The following is a 16596-nucleotide window of genomic DNA, read 5'->3' on the forward strand; positions in this document are numbered from 1 at the left end:
GCGGAGCCTATAGTCTCCCTCAGGCGAGGGCTACGGCGATCTCCGCGGCGAGCCGCGCATTGTTTTCGACGAGGGCGATGTTCGTCGCGAGACTGCGGCCGTCGGTGATCTGGAAGATCGTTTCGAGGAGATAGGGCGTTACCGCCTTGCCGGCGATCTCGTCGCGCTCGGCACTGTCGAGGGCGCGGCGGATATAGATCTCCATTTCCTCGCGCGGGATCTCGTCGGCCTCCGGTACCGGATTTGCGATCAACATGCCGCCATCGATGCCGAGCTGGTCGCGCACGGTCTGGAAATTGGCTATTGCCGCCGGACTGTTCAGGGAAAGCGGGCTCGGCAGGCCCGATGAACGCGACCAGAAGGCGGGGAATTCGTCGCTGTCATAGGTCACGACCGGAACGCCGCGCGTTTCCAGCACTTCGAGCGTCTTGGGTATATCGAGGATGGCCTTCGCGCCGGCGCAGACGACAATGACGCCGGTGCGGGCGAGCTCCTCGAGGTCGGCGGAGATATCAAAGCTTTCTTCCGCGCCCCTATGCACGCCGCCGATGCCGCCGGTTGCAAAGACACGGATCCCGGCGCGTGCGGCGGCGATCATCGTGGCGGCAACCGTGGTGGCGCCCGTCCGCCGTTCGGCGATCGCGAAGGCGAGGTCGGCGCGGGAAACCTTCATGGCGTCCGTCGTCTTCGCCAGCTTCTCGAGTTCCTCGGGCTCCAGGCCGATATGCAACGTGCCATGGATAACGGCGATCGTGGCCGGCACGGCGCCTTCCTCACGGATGATGGCTTCAACGCTGCGCGCCATCTCGATGTTGCCCGGATAGGGCATGCCGTGGGTAATGATGGTCGACTCCAGCGCGACCAGCGGCGCGCCTCGCAGCTTCGCGGCGGCGACCTCCTTGGAATAGGCTAGCGGCAGAAGGGGCGAAACGGGTTTTGCCATTTGATCATCCATTTTATTGGGCTTCGGTGCTTCAGGACAGAATCTGAACTTCGGGCACGAGAGCAAGCATTCTCTTGATGAGTTCGGGAGAAAGATTGTCCGCCGTTGCCTGCGGCGATGCCACGGTTATCGCCGCACATGCGGCCCCGTGACGCACGGCCTCGACGATCGTCTCGCCGGAGAGCAGGGCGGCAAGCGTGCCGGCGGCGAGGGAATCGCCCGCACCGGTCACATCGGCGACTGCCTCGACGACGGGTGGTGTGAGGCTGGCGGCCGTCTCGCCCGAAAACGCAACGAGCTGGTCGCGTCCGCGCGTGATCACGCCGCCCTTGAGACCGAGCGCACGCAGGTGGCGCGGCCAATCGCCGGCATCGTCCGGCCGCTCGCCGCTCAGCGCCACAGCCTCGGCCTCGTTCATGAACAGGTAGTCGATGCTTTCAAGGCAACCGCGCAGCCGAGAGACCTTTGCCGGGGAAATCGCGATAGCGGCAAGCGGCTTTCCGCCGGCAAGCGCGCGGGCAGCAATCGCCTGGAGCGTTTCTTCGGGGAGGTTCGCATCGCAAAGCACGAGATCCGTCTCGTCGAATGCATCGCGCACCGCCCGGATCGAAAGCCTTCTGGGGACGAAGAGCCGGTAGAGATCCATGTCCGCAAGCCCGATGACCAGGCTGCCGTCCTGCTCGATGATCGCCGTATAGCTCGGCGTCTTGCGGTCCAGGAAGACGAAGGGACGGTCGTCGATGCCGGCATCATGGGCTGCCTGCGAGACGATCTCGCCGGTGGAATCGCCGCCGCGCGGAGAGATAAGCCGAACGTCGAAGCCGAGACGGACCAAATTGCGGGCGGCGTTGAAGCCGCCGCCACCCGGTTCCTCGAACCATGTTCCCGGGTTGCTCGCGCCCGGCTCCGTCTTGCCGAGGACGCGTCCGCGACGGTCGATATGGGCACCGCCGAGCACGAGAATCTTCTTCGCCATCGTCATTCCGATTCAGTGTGTTTCGATGCGAATCGCCGCCGTCCGTGGAGAACTGCAGCTGCCCGTTTCGATCCCGTAAGCTCTTGCTAAGAAAGGAAAAAACAAACGCAGAACGAAATTCATTTTACCATTTTCTTTCAATCGTTTGATGAGGCCTTGCGAGACGAGAACAAATGCAGTACAAACTTTCCATCGCTGCTTTCATTGCCTGTGCGGCTTCAATAACCTAAAGGTGGTTCGGATGTCACAAAATTCTTTGCGTCTTGTAGAGGACAAATCGGTGGACAAGAGTAAGGCACTGGAAGCAGCACTTTCACAGATCGAGCGGTCGTTCGGCAAGGGCTCTATCATGAAGCTCGGCTCGAACGAGAACGTGATCGAGGTGGAAACGGTCTCGACCGGCTCGCTCAGCCTCGACATTGCGCTCGGTATCGGCGGGCTTCCGAAGGGCCGTATCATCGAGATTTACGGACCGGAAAGCTCGGGCAAGACGACGCTTGCGCTGCAGACGATCGCTGAAGCCCAGAAGAAGGGCGGCATCTGCGCCTTCGTGGATGCCGAGCATGCGCTCGATCCGGTCTATGCCCGCAAGCTGGGCGTCGACCTGCAGAACCTGCTCATCTCGCAGCCGGACACGGGTGAACAGGCGCTCGAAATCACCGATACGCTGGTTCGCTCGGGGGCCGTCGACGTGCTCGTCGTCGACTCCGTTGCCGCTCTGACGCCGCGTGCGGAAATCGAGGGCGAGATGGGTGACAGCCTGCCGGGCCTGCAGGCCAGGCTGATGAGCCAGGCACTCCGCAAGCTGACGGCTTCGATCTCGAAGTCGAATACGATGGTGATCTTCATCAACCAGATCCGCATGAAGATCGGCGTCATGTTCGGTTCGCCGGAGACGACGACGGGCGGCAACGCGCTGAAGTTCTATGCCTCGGTCCGCCTCGATATCCGTCGTATCGGCTCGGTCAAGGAGCGCGAAGAGGTCGTCGGCAACCAGACACGCGTCAAGGTCGTCAAGAACAAGATGGCGCCGCCCTTCAAGCAGGTCGAATTCGACATCATGTATGGCGAAGGCGTCTCGAAGACCGGTGAGCTCGTCGATCTCGGCGTCAAGGCCGGCATCGTCGAGAAGTCCGGCGCCTGGTTCTCTTATAACAGCCAGCGGCTGGGTCAGGGACGCGAAAACGCAAAGCTCTTCCTGCGCGAAAATCCGGATCTGGCGCGGGAGATCGAGACGGCGCTGCGCCAGAATGCTGGCCTTATCGCCGATCGCTTCCTGCAGAACGGCGGACCGGAGGCTCAAGATAGCGACGGCGCTGCGGATATGTGATCCGTCGGCTCCGGCGATTTAAGCCCGGCAGTTTATTGATTGAAGCCGGCCGCACGTCTTGCAAGATGTGCGGCCGGTTTTATTTGTTCGTCTGGACAGTGGCTGGAGCGAACGATAAAAGCCACACGATTTGACAGATGACCTGCCTGCGGCAGAACGAAGGGCCCAAGATGAGCGGTGTGAACGAAATCCGGTCGACCTTTCTCGACTACTTCAAGAAGAACGGGCACGAAGTCGTGCCGTCGAGCCCGCTCGTCCCGCGCAACGACCCGACGTTGATGTTCACCAATGCGGGCATGGTGCAGTTCAAGAACGTCTTTACCGGCCTTGAGCAGCGTCCCTACAGCACGGCGTCGACGGCGCAGAAGTGCGTCCGCGCCGGCGGCAAGCACAACGACCTCGACAATGTCGGCTATACGGCGCGCCATCACACGTTCTTCGAGATGCTCGGAAACTTCTCCTTCGGCGACTATTTCAAGGACCGCGCGATCGAGCTTGCCTGGAACCTGATCACCAAGGAGTTCGGGCTGGATGCCAAGCGGCTGTTGGTCACGGTCTATCACACCGATGACGAGGCCTTTAATCTCTGGAAGAAGATCGCCGGTCTCCCCGACGACAGGATCATCCGGATCGCGACCAGCGACAATTTCTGGGCGATGGGCGATACGGGTCCCTGCGGCCCCTGTTCGGAGATCTTCTACGATCACGGCGATCATATCTGGGGCGGTCCTCCCGGCTCGCCCGAAGAGGATGGCGATCGCTTCATCGAGATCTGGAACCTCGTCTTCATGCAGTACGAGCAGGTGACGAAGGAAGAGCGCGTCAACCTGCCGCGCCCTTCGATCGATACCGGCATGGGCCTGGAGCGCGTCGCGGCCGTCCTGCAGGGTCAGCACGACAACTACGACATCGACCTTTTCCGCGCTCTGATTTCTGCCTCCGAGGAGGCTACGGGTGTCAAGGCGGAGGGCGAGCGTCGCGCGAGCCACCGCGTCATCGCAGACCACCTGCGCTCGTCCGCATTCCTGATCGCCGACGGTGTTCTGCCTTCGAACGAAGGCCGTGGCTATGTCCTTCGCCGTATCATGCGCCGCGCCATGCGCCATGCCGAGCTGCTCGGCGCGCGTGAGCCGCTGATCTACAAGCTGCTGCCGGTACTCGTCCAGCAGATGGGCCGTGCCTATCCGGAGCTGGTACGCGCCGAGGCGCTGACTTCCGAGACGCTGAAGCTTGAGGAGACGCGTTTCCGCAAGACGCTGGAGCGCGGTCTTTCGCTGCTTTCCGATGCCACGTCGTCGCTCGGCAAGGGCGACATGCTGGACGGCGAAACGGCTTTCAAGCTTTACGACACTTACGGCTTCCCGCTCGACTTGACCCAGGATGCGCTGCGTGCGCGTGGCGTTGGCGTCGACATCAGCGGCTTCACCGATGCGATGCAGCGCCAGAAGGGCGAGGCTCGTTCACACTGGGCGGGCTCAGGCGAGAAGGCGACGGAGACCGTATGGTTCGAGCTCAGGGAGAAGCACGGCGCGACCGAGTTCCTGGGCTACGACACGGAAAGCGCCGAAGGTGTGATCCAGGCGATCGTCAAGGATGGCGCCGTTGTCGAGACGGCGTCTGCCGGCGACAAGGTGCAGATCGTGGTCAACCAGACTCCGTTCTACGGCGAGTCCGGCGGCCAGATGGGTGATGCAGGCGTCATCGCCACCGATCATGCCAAGCTGGATGTCAGCGACACGCAGAAGAAGGGCGAGGGCCTCTTCGTCCATTCGGCAACGGTTTCCAACGGGACGATCAAGAGCGGCGACGCCGTCGTGCTGACCGTTGATCATGCGCGCCGCTCGCGGCTGCGCGCCAACCACTCGGCGACGCATCTGCTGCACGAGGCGCTGCGCGAAGTGCTTGGAACGCACGTGGCCCAGAAGGGCTCGCTGGTTGCGCCCGATCGCCTTCGGTTCGACGTCTCCCATCCGAAGCCGATGTCGGCCGAGGAGTTGAAGGTCGTCGAGGAGATGGCGAACGAGATCATACTGCAGAACTCGCCGGTCGTTACCCGTCTGATGAGCGTCGACGATGCGATCGCTGAAGGCGCGATGGCGCTGTTCGGCGAGAAGTACGGCGATGAGGTGCGGGTCGTCTCGATGGGTGAGGGCGTGCGCGGCGTCAAGGCCGGCAAGCCCTATTCGGTCGAGCTCTGTGGCGGCACGCATGTCGCGGCGACGGGCCAGATCGGCCTCGTGCGCATCCTGTCGGAAAGCGCCGTCGGTGCGGGTGTGCGCCGCATCGAGGCGCTGACGGGCGAATCGGCGCGCGAGTATCTTGCCGAGCAGGACGATCGCGTGAAGACGGTTGCAGCCGCCCTCAAGGTGCAGCCGTCCGAGGTGTTGTCTCGTATCGAGGCTCTCGTCGATGAGCGCCGCAAGCTGGAGCGCGAGCTATCGGAAGCCAAGCGCAAGCTTGCCATGGGCGGCGGTCAGGCCGGTTCGGCCGATGCAGTACGCGACGTCGCGGGCGTCAAGTTCCTCGGCAAGGCCGTTACCGGCGTCGATCCCAAGGACCTGAAGGGCCTTGCCGATGACGGCAAGGCGAGCCTTGGTTCGGGCGTGGTCACGTTGATCGGCGTCTCCGACGACGGGAAGGCAAGCGCGGTCGTCGCCGTGACGCCTGACCTCATCGATCGCTTCAGCGCGGTGGATCTCGTGCGTGTTGCGTCTGCTGCTCTCGGCGGCAAGGGTGGCGGTGGCCGCCCTGACATGGCACAGGCCGGCGGCCCGGACGGCAGCAAGGCCGAGGAGGCAATCGAAGCCGTCGCGAGTGCGCTGGCTGGCTGATAACTCATAATTCCCCAGGGAATTGAAGAAGGCGGAGGCGATGTCTCCGCCTTCTTTTTTCGTCGGATCGAAAGTCCGCAAGATTTGTCAAATCCGGTTATGCTCTTGTCGTTTCATCGGTTTGAACGAGGTAGGGCATATGAGCGGGGCACGGCCATGGGCCATCTATGAAGACCGCCTGCGGCGCGTCTCGGCCTTCATCCACGAAAATCTGGATGAGGAGCTGGACATGGATCGCCTTGCCGAGGTTGCCTGCATGTCCAGCTATCACTGGCACAGGATCTACCGCGCCATCCATGGCGAGACGCTTGCCTCGACGGTGAAGCGGCTGCGGCTTCATCGCGCCGCCGGCGAGATCGTCGCGACGGATCGTCCCGTCGCAGAGATTGCGAGGCGCTGGGGCTATCCAAACCTGCAGTCTTTCAACCGCATCTTCAAATCCGCCTATGGCATGCCGCCCGCCCGCTACCGGAATGGCGGAAGCCACAGGGTATTCGAACCACCGGCACAAGGAGAGGATACTGCCATGTTCGACGTCTCGCTGCGCACCATCGAACCGGTCGAGTTGATCGGAGTGCCGCATGGCGGCTCCTACATGCAGATCGGCCAGGCCTTCGAGACGCTTTTCGGCACGGTCTATGCCCGAGGTCTCGCAAGGCCTGACATGCGGATGATCGGCGTCTATTTCGACGATCCGGATATCGTGCCGGCGGAAAAGCTGCGCTCGGTTGCCTGTGTCGCCGGTTGCGGTGATGTAGAGGTCCAGGCTCCGCTTATCCGCCAATCACTTGACGGCGGGGAGTATGCGGTACTGCGCCACAAGGGACCTTATGCGGACATGCACAAGGCCTATCAATGGCTTTATGGCCACTGGCTCCCGCAATCCGGCCGCCGGCTGCGCGAGGCGGTGATGTTCGAGGAATACCTCAACAACCCCCGCGAAGTGCAGCCGACCGAACTCCTGACCGATATCTATTTGCCGCTTTCCTGACTGTCCGCCGGGTGTGGGGCCGGCGTGCGAAACCTCAAGCGGCTTCCATCTGCTTTGCGGCTTCCTCGTCGATCACGGTTGCACGCTTGTAGGCTTCGCGTTCGCTGATGCGGCCGAAGTAATCCACGAAGGCCTGTCGCTTCTCGATGCCACCGAAGCTCATGCCCCAGCCGATATGCGATCCGACATAGACGTCCGCGGCGGTGAAACGGTCGCCTGCGATGTAGTCAGAGACCGAGACGGCCTTTTCGAGCGTGCCCATCACATCGCCGAAGCTGCCGCAGCCGGCCATCCTCATCCGCTCCTGGGGAATTTCGAAGCCGAGGGCGCGCAGCGTCACCGATGCTTCGAGTGGCCCGGCGGTAAAGAACATCCAGCGATAGTAGCGAGCGCGCTCATTTGGTCTCGGGGCGAGTTCGGTGTGCGGGAACGTGTCTGCGAGATAGGCGCAGATTGCGGCGCATTCGGTTACGATCGTGTCGCCGTGGCTGATGGCCGGGACCTTGCCCATGGGATTGACGGAGAGATAATCCGGTGCCTTCATCGTCCCGCCAAACGTCTTGAGCTCGGTGCGATAGGGCACGCCGGTTTCTTCCAGCATCCACCGGGCTATACGGCCGCGTGACATGGGGTTGGTGTAAAGAACGAGTTCGTCTGTCATCAAGTCCTCCTCTTGCTGCAGATTCCGTCATCGCCCTCCAGCGATGCGGTACGATACCTCCCTCTGCTGTCAGATCCCGGCAGCAGTCAAAGCTGCTTGCGGTACTGGATGAAGCCCGAACGCGCAGCGATGCGGTCGTAGAGGCGACGCGCGGTCGCATTGGTCTCGTGGGTCATCCAATAGAGCCTGCCTGCTCCGCCAGCACGCGCCAGATCGGCAACGGCCTCGATCAGTACCCCGCCAGTTCCGAGGCCACGCTGACTGTCTTCGACATATAGGTCTTGAAGATAGCACGTCCATTGCGGCAGCCAGCAGGAGCGGTGGAAGACCGCATGGACGATACCGACGAGCCTGCCATCATCTTCGAAGGCGCCGAGTGCGTGCATCTGCTCGTCCGGATCTTGGAAGCGAGCCCAGGTGATGTCGTATTGGTCTTTCGGCAGGACGGTCTCGTAGAAGCGCAGATAGGCCTCCCAGAGCGGCTCCCATGCCGCGCGGTCGGATGGCATAAGCGGGCGCACGGTTGCCGTCATCGATCTCTCCCATGAACGTTCGGCAAAAGAAAACGGCGGGGAGTGCCCCGCCGTTCCAAATACTAGCCGAAGGACAGCGGCTTATGCCATCGCCTTCTGCAGGTTCTCGTCGATCTTGTCGAGGAAGGCTGTGGTTGAGAGCCAAGGCTGATCGGGCCCGATGAGGAGCGCCAGGTCCTTGGTCATGTAACCGGCTTCGACGGTATCCACGCAGACCTTCTCGAGGGTCGTGGCGAACTTGGCGAGTTCCTTGTTGTCGTCGAGCTTCGCGCGGTGCGCGAGGCCGCGGGTCCAGGCGAAGATCGATGCGATCGAGTTCGTCGAGGTTTCCTGGCCCTTCTGGTGCTGGCGATAGTGGCGGGTGACCGTGCCGTGTGCAGCTTCGGCTTCGACCGTCTTACCATCAGGCGTCAGCAGAACAGAGGTCATCAGGCCGAGTGAGCCGAAGCCCTGCGCGACGGTGTCGGACTGGACGTCGCCGTCGTAGTTCTTGCAGGCCCAGACATAGCCGCCGGACCACTTCAGAGCCGAGGCGACCATGTCGTCGATCAGGCGGTGTTCGTAGGTGATGCCGGCTTCCTTGAACTGATCCTTGAATTCGGTCTCGTAGACTTCCTCGAAGATGTCCTTGAAGCGGCCGTCATAGGCCTTGAGGATGGTGTTCTTGGTCGACAGGTAGACCGGCCACTTGCGCATCAGACCATACATCATCGAGGCGCGCGCGAACTCGCGGATCGACTCGTCGAGGTTGTACATGGCCATGGCGACGCCGGCGCCGGGTGCGTCGAAGACTTCCTTCTCGATAACCGTGCCGTCTTCGCCGACGAACTTGATGGTCAGCTTGCCCTTGCCGGGGAACTTGAAGTCGGTCGCGCGATACTGGTCGCCGAACGCGTGACGGCCGACGACGATGGGCTGCGTCCAGCCCGGAACCAGGCGCGGAACGTTCTTGCAGATGATCGGCTCGCGGAAGATGACGCCGCCGAGGATGTTGCGGATCGTGCCGTTCGGGCTCTTCCACATCTGCTTGAGGTTGAATTCCTTGACGCGCGCCTCATCGGGCGTGATCGTCGCGCACTTGATGCCGACGCCGTACTTCTTGATGGCGTTGGCGGCGTCGATCGTCACCTGGTCGTTGGTTGCGTCGCGGTTTTCGACGGAAAGGTCGAAGTAGTCGATGTCGAGGTCGAGATACGGATGGATCAGCTTGTCCTTGATAAGCTGCCAAATGATGCGAGTCATTTCATCGCCGTCGAGATCGGCGACGGGATTGGCGACCTTGATCTTCTTCATGTATCTGCCTCGTCTGAGCTTTAGGGGACGGACGTCCCGTTGAGAGAACACAAAATCGGGAGCGCTATAGCACTGTGAGCGGTGAACGCAAAGCCGCTAGCGACCGCCGGTGATGTTTTTGCGGCCATTGCCTTCGGTCGCAAAATGACTAGTCTCGCGCCGACGCTCCCCCGCCCGGACACATAGCCATGAAGAAGACTGCCCTCCTGCTGTTTTGCCTCCTTGCCTCGCCCGGCCTTGGCCTTGCTCAAGACGCGACAGCGCCCGTCAAGGAGGTCATGGATGCTACGGTGAAGAACTGGGCCGGCACCAACAGCGACTGGATCGACATCTTCGACCTCCAGAAGCTGGTGCGCCTTTACAGCCGGGATTTTGCCGCGAAATACCAGGCGGCCGCGGAGCATCCCGCCGTCGACGATGACGGGATTTCGCCCTTCGACTACGACGTGATCATCAACGGCGAGGATGCATGCCCGCTGGAGGCGGTATCGATCGAGGAGCAGCCGGCCGCAGACGGAGTAACGGAGGTCGTCGTGCGCTTCAAGAAGGCGACCTGCTTCGAGGGAGACGACCAGTCTCAGGACTTCACGACGGTGCGCTTCAAGGTCATTGCCGAGGGCGACAGCCTGGTGATCGACGATATCCTGACCGAGGCTGAACCGGGCCAGCCGCCAGTCTCGCTCAAGGCGGCGATGGTGGTGATCGCCAGCGGCGAATGAAACCGCGCTTGATGGTTGATTTTTCCCCGCCGGTGGATAACTGGCGGAGTGGGAGACTGTGACTCGCAGCAATGCGAAGGGGATGTCTGTCTTGATTTCCGGATTTGATTTCCGTGATTGGCTTCTCGCCAACGATCCGGCGCTTTCGCGTTTGCGGATGGCGGTCCGCGTGACGCTGGCGATCGTTATCGCCTTCTTGATTCTCCTCGCGATTCACATGGTCATCGTGCCGCTGCCGATGGCCGCCTTCGGCCTCGGAATCGTGCTGTCGATCGAAGGAGGCGTTGCAGTGCGCGACAAGGGCAGCACGCCCCAATTGGTGACCCGGCTTTTCGGATGCCTCGTCAGCCTGGCGGTCGTGGCGCTTGCGGCCGTGCTGGAGGATTATCGCTTTGCCTCGGACTTCGTGTTCCTGGTCGTCATCTTCTTCGCATCGCTGGCGCGCGTTTTCGGGCCGCGCGGTTTTGCCATCGGGATGTTCGCCTTCTCCTCTTATTTCATCGGCGCCTATTTCCGTCCGAACCTTTCGGAGCTTCCGCTGCTGGCGATCGGTCCGGTCATTTCGGCTCTTGTCGGCCACGTCGTCCGAGCCGTGCTCCTTGGCGACAACTGGCGCAAGGATCTGCTGCGATCGCTGGAAAGCGTGCGCGGCCGCATCAACCAGATCCTCTTCAAGCTGCGTATGATAGCGGCGGACGGTATGGTCGAAGAGAGCGAGCGGCATGAGCTGCGCCAGCTCGAGGAGCGGCTGAAGGATGCAGTCATGATGGCTGAGAGCTTCATTCCGCGTCCGCGAGGTGGCGTCTTCGATGCAGCCTCCGATCCCGCAGCGGAGTTTGCCGTCGGGCTCTTCGACGCACATCTCGCGGCCGAGAGCGCGATCGTGCTCAGCATACAGAGCCCGCCACCGGTTGCCCTGGTCGATGCGGTCGTGGAGAGTGATGACAAGGCGCTTGCCGCCTACGAAGCGGCGCTCGAGGGGCTCGAAGAGCGGCCGCATACCGAAACGGCGTGGGCACTCATCAACCTCGGCAAGGCGCGAAGCGAGCTTTCCAGAGTGATCGCCTTGGGGCAGGCCTCGGGCTTTGCCGGCATTGCAGGCAGCGTCGTGGCGGACGCGCCGCCGAAGATCGATTTCTCGCTTGCCAACCCTGTAGTGCGCTCGACGCTGCAGATCACGCTTGCTGCCACCATCGCCATGATCGGTGGGCTGGCGCTCTCCCGTGATCGCTGGTTCTGGGCGGTGCTGACGTCCTTCCTCGTCTTCACCAATACCAATTCTCGGGGCGACACGGCGATCAAGGCCCTGCAGCGGTCGCTGGGCACCGCGTTCGGAATTGCAATCGGGCTTGGACTTGCGACGCTGCTTTCGGCTCATCTGGTGCTTGCGGTCGCCGTATGCGTCGTATGCATCTTCCTCGCCTTCTATTTCCTCCAGACGTCCTATGCGACGATGACCTTCTTCATCTCGATCGTGCTCTGTCTCGTCTACGGCATGACTGGGGTGCTGACGCTGGAACTTCTCGGGCTGCGCATCGAGGAGACCTTGATCGGGGCCGTGGCGGGCGCGGGGGTCTCCTTCTTCCTCTTTCCGTCACGAACGCGCGGCGCCCTCGATGAGGCCTTGAAGAACTGGTTCGACGCTCTCGAAGGCCTTCTCGTGGCGGCAAGGAACGGCAAGCCGAACACCGAGCTCGTCATGCAATCGCAGAAACTCGAGGCGGCCTATCGCGCCGTCACCGTCGCGGCGCGGCCCTTCGGATCGTTCTGGTCGGTCGTGACCCGCCCGGGGCACATCCGCCAGACGCTGGCGATCTTCCTTGGGATCACTTATTGGGCGCGGCTTCTTGCGCGCAGCCACGTGCACGCCGAAGCAGGCGAGTTGCAGCATGCCTTTGGCGAGGATATCGAGCAGATCAAGATGGCCGCCGGCCGCGGTTCCGATTGCTTTTTCGTCGAGCGGAAAGCGGCGAAATCCGTTCCCCGGCATTTGCCCGTCTCCCGTGAAGGCTCGAAGCTTGCGGTGGAGATGATCGGTTCGTTGCTCGCTCGCCTCTATCCTTAGCGCAAAGAGCTTGCCGATTCCCTCGAGCGCGGCTATTCCGGCTGCATCAGCATGGCAACCGTCGCATGAGGAAAGGCTCTATGGCAGGCACGAACAGCGAGCGCCAACTTCTTGCCGAAGGTCCGGTCATCGTCCTGGTCGAGCCTCAGATGGGCGAGAACATCGGAATGGTGGCGCGCGCCATGGCGAATTTCGGCCTGGCCGAACTGCGCCTGGTCAATCCGCGTGATGGCTGGCCGAACGAGAAGGCGCAGGCCGCCGCCTCCAAGGCCGACCACGTGATCGAGGGCGCGAAGGTTTTCGATACGCTGGAACAGGCGATCGCCGACCTCAACTTCGTCTATGCGACGACCGCCAGAGAACGATACGGCTACAAGCCCGTCCGTTCGCCCGTCGTTGCGGCGACCACTCTTCGGCAAAGGTTTTCCGCAGGCGAGGCGACAGGCATCCTCTTCGGTCGCGAGCGCTGGGGCCTGACCAACGAGGAAGTCGCGCTGGCCGACGAGATCGTGACCTTCCCGGTCAATCCGGCCTTCGCCTCGCTCAATATCGCACAGGCCGTGCTCCTGATGTCCTATGAGTGGATGAAGTCGGGGATGGAGGATCTGGGCGCCACGCCGTTCCAGGCGACAGGCCAACGGCCCTCGACGAAGGAGCAGCTCTTCGGGCTGTTCGGCCAGGTCGAGGAGGCCCTCGAGGCGCGCAACTATTTCCATCCCGCGGCGAAGAAGCCGAAGATGGTCGACAACCTGCGCGCCGTCCTCTCGCGGCAGGCCTTCACCGAACAGGAAATCAGCGTGCTGCGCGGCGTGATCTCTTCCCTTGATCGCTTCCCGCGCCAGCGCCCGGATGGCAGCAGCGACTCTTCCCCCGGCAAGGACGTTTTGCCCGATGACAGCACCGACGAATGAGCTGAAACCCGTCCTCGTCTTCGATTCCGGCATCGGCGGGCTGACCGTACTGCGCGAGGCCCGGGTGCTGATGCCTGAGCGTGGCTTCATCTACATCGCCGACGACGCCGGCTTTCCCTACGGCGGCTGGGAGGAGCAGGCGCTGAAGGAGCGCATTCTCTCGCTCTTTGCGAAGTTGCTCCAGGACTACGAACCGCAGGTCTGCGTCATCGCCTGCAACACGGCCTTCACGCTTGTTGGTGCGGACCTGCGCGCCGCCTTTCCGCACATGACATTCGTCGGCACGGTGCCGGCAATCAAGCCGGCCGCGGAGCGCACCAGCTCCGGCCTCGTTTCTGTCCTGGCAACACCGGGCACGGTCAAGCGTGCCTATACCCGCGACCTCATCCAGTCCTTCGCCTCTCAATGTCATGTGAGGCTCGTCGGCTCCGAGAACCTGGCGCGCATGGCCGAGGCCTATATTCGTGGGGAGACCGTCTCGGATGAAGCGGTCATGGCGGAGATCGAGCAGTGCTTCGTCGAGAGGGAGGGGCGCAGGACCGATATCGTCGTGCTTGCCTGCACCCACTATCCGTTCATGGCCAATCTCTTTCGGCGCCTTGCGCCCTGGCCCGTCGATTGGCTCGACCCGGCCGAGGCGATCGCGCGCCGCGCCCGCAGCCTCGTGCCGCATCTCGCCGATGCCGTCCATCCGGACGGCTCTGATTTTGCCGTCTTCACCTCGGGCAATCCGGATTTCGCGACGCGCCGGCTGATGCACGGTTTCGGGCTGAGGGTCTAGCGACGACCGTCGCAGGGACAGGGCCGCATGAAAATGGGCAAACATTAGCCTGTGAGTTGCGGCGACTGCCCACTGAAAACCACGGCATTCTTTGATAGACGGAGGCGAGCCGTTCGGGAAGAATGGCGCTTTGGCAATTGAGTCTATCTACCCCCGAGAGGCAGTGCATTGCAGGTTGGTATCGATATGGGATTGGCGACCGGCGGCAGCTCGGCAACGCTCGATATCGAGGAACTGCTGGCGACCCGTCTCCTCGTGCAGGGCAATTCCGGGTCCGGCAAATCCCATCTCCTGAGGCGCCTCCTGGAGCAATCGGCGCAATGGGTACAGCAGGTCATCATCGATCCCGAGGGTGACTTCGTCACGCTCAGCGACAAGTTCGGCCACGTCGTCGTCGACGGCGAGCGTACCGAGGCTGAGCTCGCGGGCATCGCCAACCGCATCCGCCAGCATCGCGTTTCCTGCGTGCTGACGCTTGAGGGGCTGGACGTCGAACAGCAGATGCGCGCTGCCGCGGCCTTCCTGAACGGCATGTTCGATGCCGATCGCGAGTTCTGGTATCCCGTTCTTGTCGTGGTCGACGAAGCGCAGATGTTCGCGCCTTCCGTCGCCGGCGACGTCTCCGAAGACGCCCGAAAGATGTCGCTGGGTGCGATGACGAACCTGATGTGCCGTGGCCGCAAGCGCGGGCTTGCCGGCGTGATTGCCACGCAGCGCCTCGCCAAGCTTGCCAAGAACGTGGCGGCGGAAGCCTCCAACTTCCTGATGGGCCGCACCTTCCTGGATATCGACATGGCGCGCGCCGCCGATCTTCTGGGCATGGATCGGCGCCAGGCCGAGATGTTCCGCGACCTCAAGCGCGGGAACTTCGTCGCCCTCGGCCCTGCGCTGTCGCGCCGGCCGCTGCCGATCCAGATCGGCACTGTGGAAACGTCTGCCCGCTCGTCCAGCCCGAAGCTCATGCCGCTGCCGGATGCGCCGCAGGACGTCGAGGATCTCATCTTCACGCCGGATCCGGAAGAATTCCAGCGTCCGATCGTGCGCCGCACGCCGCCTGCGCCGCGTCCGACCACCGATATTCTCGCCGAGCTTTCTCGCTCCGCGCCTGCGGCCACATCGGTTCAGCCAGAGGCGAGGGTGCCGCAGCCGGAGCTGCCCGCCGAGGAGCGCGAGGCGCGGGTCGCGGCCGTGCTCACCGAAATACTGGACGATCCGGGTTCTGCCTTCCGCACTGATTCCGTGCTCTACCAGGAATTTCTCGTGCGGCTGCGCATGCGCCGTGTGCCCGGATCGCCGATGCCGCTCGGCGAGTTCCGCCGGCGCGTCGCGATCGTGCGCTCCGGCGTCGATGCCGAGACGGCCGCGACGGAGGCATGGGCTGCAGCCCTCGCGCTCTCCTCCGGCGTCTCGGATGATCTGCAGGGCGTTTTCCTAATGCTTGCCAAGGCCGCGGTCTGCGGTGAGCCGTGCCCGTCGGACGCCCGTATCGCGAGGGCTTACGGCACGCATTCGGCGCGGCGCGCCAGACGCCTGCTCGGCTATTTCGAGGAGCAGGGCATCGTCGTTGTTCATACGGACTTCTCGGGCAAGCGCATCGTTGCCTTTCCCGACATGAACAGCCAGACGGCGCCGGGCGACGCGAATGGACCGGATGGCGGCGATACGCGGGAAGCCGCAGAATAAAGCCGCATGTCCGCGCGCGGCGCTGTTGACATTTTCATGACGCACCTCTAAAGACCCCGCCAAGCACCGGGCAGAGATGTCCGGTGTTTCATTTGACATGTCCCGTGGCTCCATCCGTTAGCGTAACGTGAGGAACCTGTCAGAGCGCCTAAAACGGCATTCAGAGGAGGGCGTGTTTCCTTGACCGGCTTGGCAACAGGCCGGCGCAACACACTGAAAGGAAATGCGATGAGCAAGCGCGAATCGTCCAAGTACAAGATTGACCGCCGTATGGGCGAAAACATCTGGGGCCGTCCGAAGTCCCCGGTGAACCGTCGTGAATACGGCCCGGGCCAGCACGGCCAGCGCCGCAAGGGCAAGCTTTCGGACTTCGGTGTGCAGCTGCGCGCCAAGCAGAAGCTCAAGGGCTACTACGGCGACCTGCGCGAGAAGCAGTTCCGCGCGATCTTCGATGAAGCCAACCGCCGCAAGGGCGACACCTCGGAAAACCTGATCGGCCTTCTGGAATCGCGCCTCGACGCGATCGTATACCGCGCCAAGTTCGTTCCGACGGTCTTTGCTGCCCGTCAGTTCGTCAACCACGGTCACGTGACCGTCAACGGCGTGAAGGTCAACATCGGTTCCTACCGTTGCAAGGCCGGCGACGTCATCGAAGTCCGCCAGAAGTCGAAGCAGCTGGTCACGGTTCTGGAATCGGTTCAGCTCGCCGAGCGTGACGTTCCTGAGTACATCGAAGCCGACCACAACAAGATGGTTGCCACCTTCGGCCGCGTTCCTTCGCTGAGCGACGTGCCGTACGCGGTCGTCATGGAACCGCATTTGGTGGTCGAATTCTACTCGCGTTAATCTGCGCGACACATTACGACGACGAAAGCCGCT

Annotated in this window: 14 protein-coding genes; 9 read left to right on the forward strand and 5 right to left on the reverse strand. The window is 62.6% G+C overall.

Annotated elements, in window-relative coordinates; genetic code table 11:
• Positions 1-19 precede the first annotated feature (19 nt).
• Both EV286_RS07355 and EV286_RS07360 read right to left on the reverse strand, forming a co-directional pair.
• On the reverse strand, positions 20-943 hold the full coding sequence (locus EV286_RS07355; RefSeq protein ID WP_132956385.1) for a pseudouridine-5'-phosphate glycosidase: 924 nt from the start codon (positions 941-943) through the stop codon (positions 20-22).
• Between the two features lie 31 nt (positions 944-974).
• Entirely contained in the window at positions 975-1919 is a 945-nt protein-coding gene (locus EV286_RS07360) for a carbohydrate kinase family protein (protein WP_132956386.1), read from the reverse strand.
• 241 nt (positions 1920-2160) lie between these two features.
• On the opposite strand from EV286_RS07360, the gene recA reads away from it, so the two are divergent.
• The 3 genes from recA to EV286_RS07375 all read left to right on the forward strand — a co-directional run bounded on the left by recA (position 2161) and on the right by EV286_RS07375 (position 7071).
• A complete protein-coding gene (gene recA, locus EV286_RS07365) occupies positions 2161-3249 on the forward strand; it encodes a recombinase RecA (RefSeq protein ID WP_132956387.1) in 1089 nt (362 codons plus the stop codon).
• A 170-nt stretch (positions 3250-3419) separates the two neighbouring features.
• Positions 3420-6080, forward strand: coding sequence for an alanine--tRNA ligase (alaS, locus tag EV286_RS07370; protein WP_132956388.1), 2661 nt, complete (start codon positions 3420-3422; stop codon positions 6078-6080).
• 139 nt (positions 6081-6219) lie between these two features.
• Entirely contained in the window at positions 6220-7071 is an 852-nt protein-coding gene (locus tag EV286_RS07375; RefSeq protein ID WP_132956389.1) for an AraC family transcriptional regulator, read from the forward strand.
• 34 nt (positions 7072-7105) lie between these two features.
• On the opposite strand, the gene EV286_RS07380 is transcribed toward EV286_RS07375, so the two are convergent.
• From EV286_RS07380 to EV286_RS07390, 3 genes are all read right to left on the reverse strand, one after another.
• The gene (locus EV286_RS07380; RefSeq protein ID WP_132956390.1) at positions 7106-7732 is read right to left on the reverse strand and encodes a glutathione S-transferase family protein; all 627 of its coding nucleotides are present in this window, start codon (positions 7730-7732) and stop codon (positions 7106-7108) included.
• Between the two features lie 86 nt (positions 7733-7818).
• Positions 7819-8265 carry a GNAT family N-acetyltransferase gene (locus EV286_RS07385; RefSeq protein ID WP_132956391.1) on the reverse strand — a complete coding sequence of 149 codons (447 nt, stop codon included), beginning with the start codon at positions 8263-8265 and terminating at the stop codon, positions 7819-7821.
• Positions 8266-8346: 81 nt separating this feature from the next.
• A complete protein-coding gene (locus tag EV286_RS07390) occupies positions 8347-9558 on the reverse strand; it encodes an NADP-dependent isocitrate dehydrogenase (protein ID WP_132956392.1) in 1212 nt (403 codons plus the stop codon).
• A gap of 188 nt (positions 9559-9746) precedes the next feature.
• Between EV286_RS07390 and EV286_RS07395 the strand changes: the two genes are divergently transcribed.
• The 6 genes from EV286_RS07395 to rpsD all read left to right on the forward strand — a co-directional run bounded on the left by EV286_RS07395 (position 9747) and on the right by rpsD (position 16563).
• On the forward strand, positions 9747-10277 hold the full coding sequence (locus EV286_RS07395) for a hypothetical protein (RefSeq protein ID WP_132956393.1): 531 nt from the start codon (positions 9747-9749) through the stop codon (positions 10275-10277).
• A gap of 82 nt (positions 10278-10359) precedes the next feature.
• The gene (locus EV286_RS07400) at positions 10360-12342 is read left to right on the forward strand and encodes an FUSC family protein (RefSeq protein WP_132956394.1); all 1983 of its coding nucleotides are present in this window, start codon (positions 10360-10362) and stop codon (positions 12340-12342) included.
• 80 nt (positions 12343-12422) lie between these two features.
• Positions 12423-13253 (forward strand): RNA methyltransferase, encoded by an 831-nt coding sequence (locus tag EV286_RS07405; RefSeq protein ID WP_132956395.1) that lies wholly within the window; start codon positions 12423-12425, stop codon positions 13251-13253.
• On the forward strand, positions 13234-14034 hold the full coding sequence (gene murI / locus EV286_RS07410) for a glutamate racemase (protein ID WP_132956396.1): 801 nt from the start codon (positions 13234-13236) through the stop codon (positions 14032-14034). The genes EV286_RS07405 and murI overlap by 20 nt, the downstream gene beginning before the upstream one ends.
• 168 nt (positions 14035-14202) lie before the next feature.
• Entirely contained in the window at positions 14203-15717 is a 1515-nt protein-coding gene (locus EV286_RS07415; protein WP_132956397.1) for an ATP-binding protein, read from the forward strand.
• Positions 15718-15945: 228 nt separating this feature from the next.
• Entirely contained in the window at positions 15946-16563 is a 618-nt protein-coding gene (rpsD, locus tag EV286_RS07420) for a 30S ribosomal protein S4 (RefSeq protein ID WP_132956398.1), read from the forward strand.
• Positions 16564-16596 lie beyond the last annotated feature (33 nt).

The sequence above is a fragment of the Rhizobium sp. BK251 genome (genome assembly GCF_004345245.1).
GTDB lineage: Bacteria > Pseudomonadota > Alphaproteobacteria > Rhizobiales > Rhizobiaceae > Rhizobium.

Coding starts and splice junctions, on each gene's coding strand:
- EV286_RS07385 (WP_132956391.1), bottom strand. CDS start 8,265: ATGACGGCAACCGTGCGCCCGCTTATGCCATCCGACCGCGCGGCATGG.
- EV286_RS07360 (WP_132956386.1), bottom strand. CDS start 1,919: ATGGCGAAGAAGATTCTCGTGCTCGGCGGTGCCCATATCGACCGTCGC.
- alaS (WP_132956388.1), top strand. CDS start 3,420: ATGAGCGGTGTGAACGAAATCCGGTCGACCTTTCTCGACTACTTCAAG.
- EV286_RS07380 (WP_132956390.1), bottom strand. CDS start 7,732: ATGACAGACGAACTCGTTCTTTACACCAACCCCATGTCACGCGGCCGT.
- murI (WP_132956396.1), top strand. CDS start 13,234: ATGACAGCACCGACGAATGAGCTGAAACCCGTCCTCGTCTTCGATTCC.
- EV286_RS07355 (WP_132956385.1), bottom strand. CDS start 943: ATGGCAAAACCCGTTTCGCCCCTTCTGCCGCTAGCCTATTCCAAGGAG.
- rpsD (WP_132956398.1), top strand. CDS start 15,946: ATGAGCAAGCGCGAATCGTCCAAGTACAAGATTGACCGCCGTATGGGC.
- recA (WP_132956387.1), top strand. CDS start 2,161: ATGTCACAAAATTCTTTGCGTCTTGTAGAGGACAAATCGGTGGACAAG.
- EV286_RS07375 (WP_132956389.1), top strand. CDS start 6,220: ATGAGCGGGGCACGGCCATGGGCCATCTATGAAGACCGCCTGCGGCGC.
- EV286_RS07400 (WP_132956394.1), top strand. CDS start 10,360: ATGTCTGTCTTGATTTCCGGATTTGATTTCCGTGATTGGCTTCTCGCC.
- EV286_RS07395 (WP_132956393.1), top strand. CDS start 9,747: ATGAAGAAGACTGCCCTCCTGCTGTTTTGCCTCCTTGCCTCGCCCGGC.
- EV286_RS07405 (WP_132956395.1), top strand. CDS start 12,423: ATGGCAGGCACGAACAGCGAGCGCCAACTTCTTGCCGAAGGTCCGGTC.
- EV286_RS07390 (WP_132956392.1), bottom strand. CDS start 9,558: ATGAAGAAGATCAAGGTCGCCAATCCCGTCGCCGATCTCGACGGCGAT.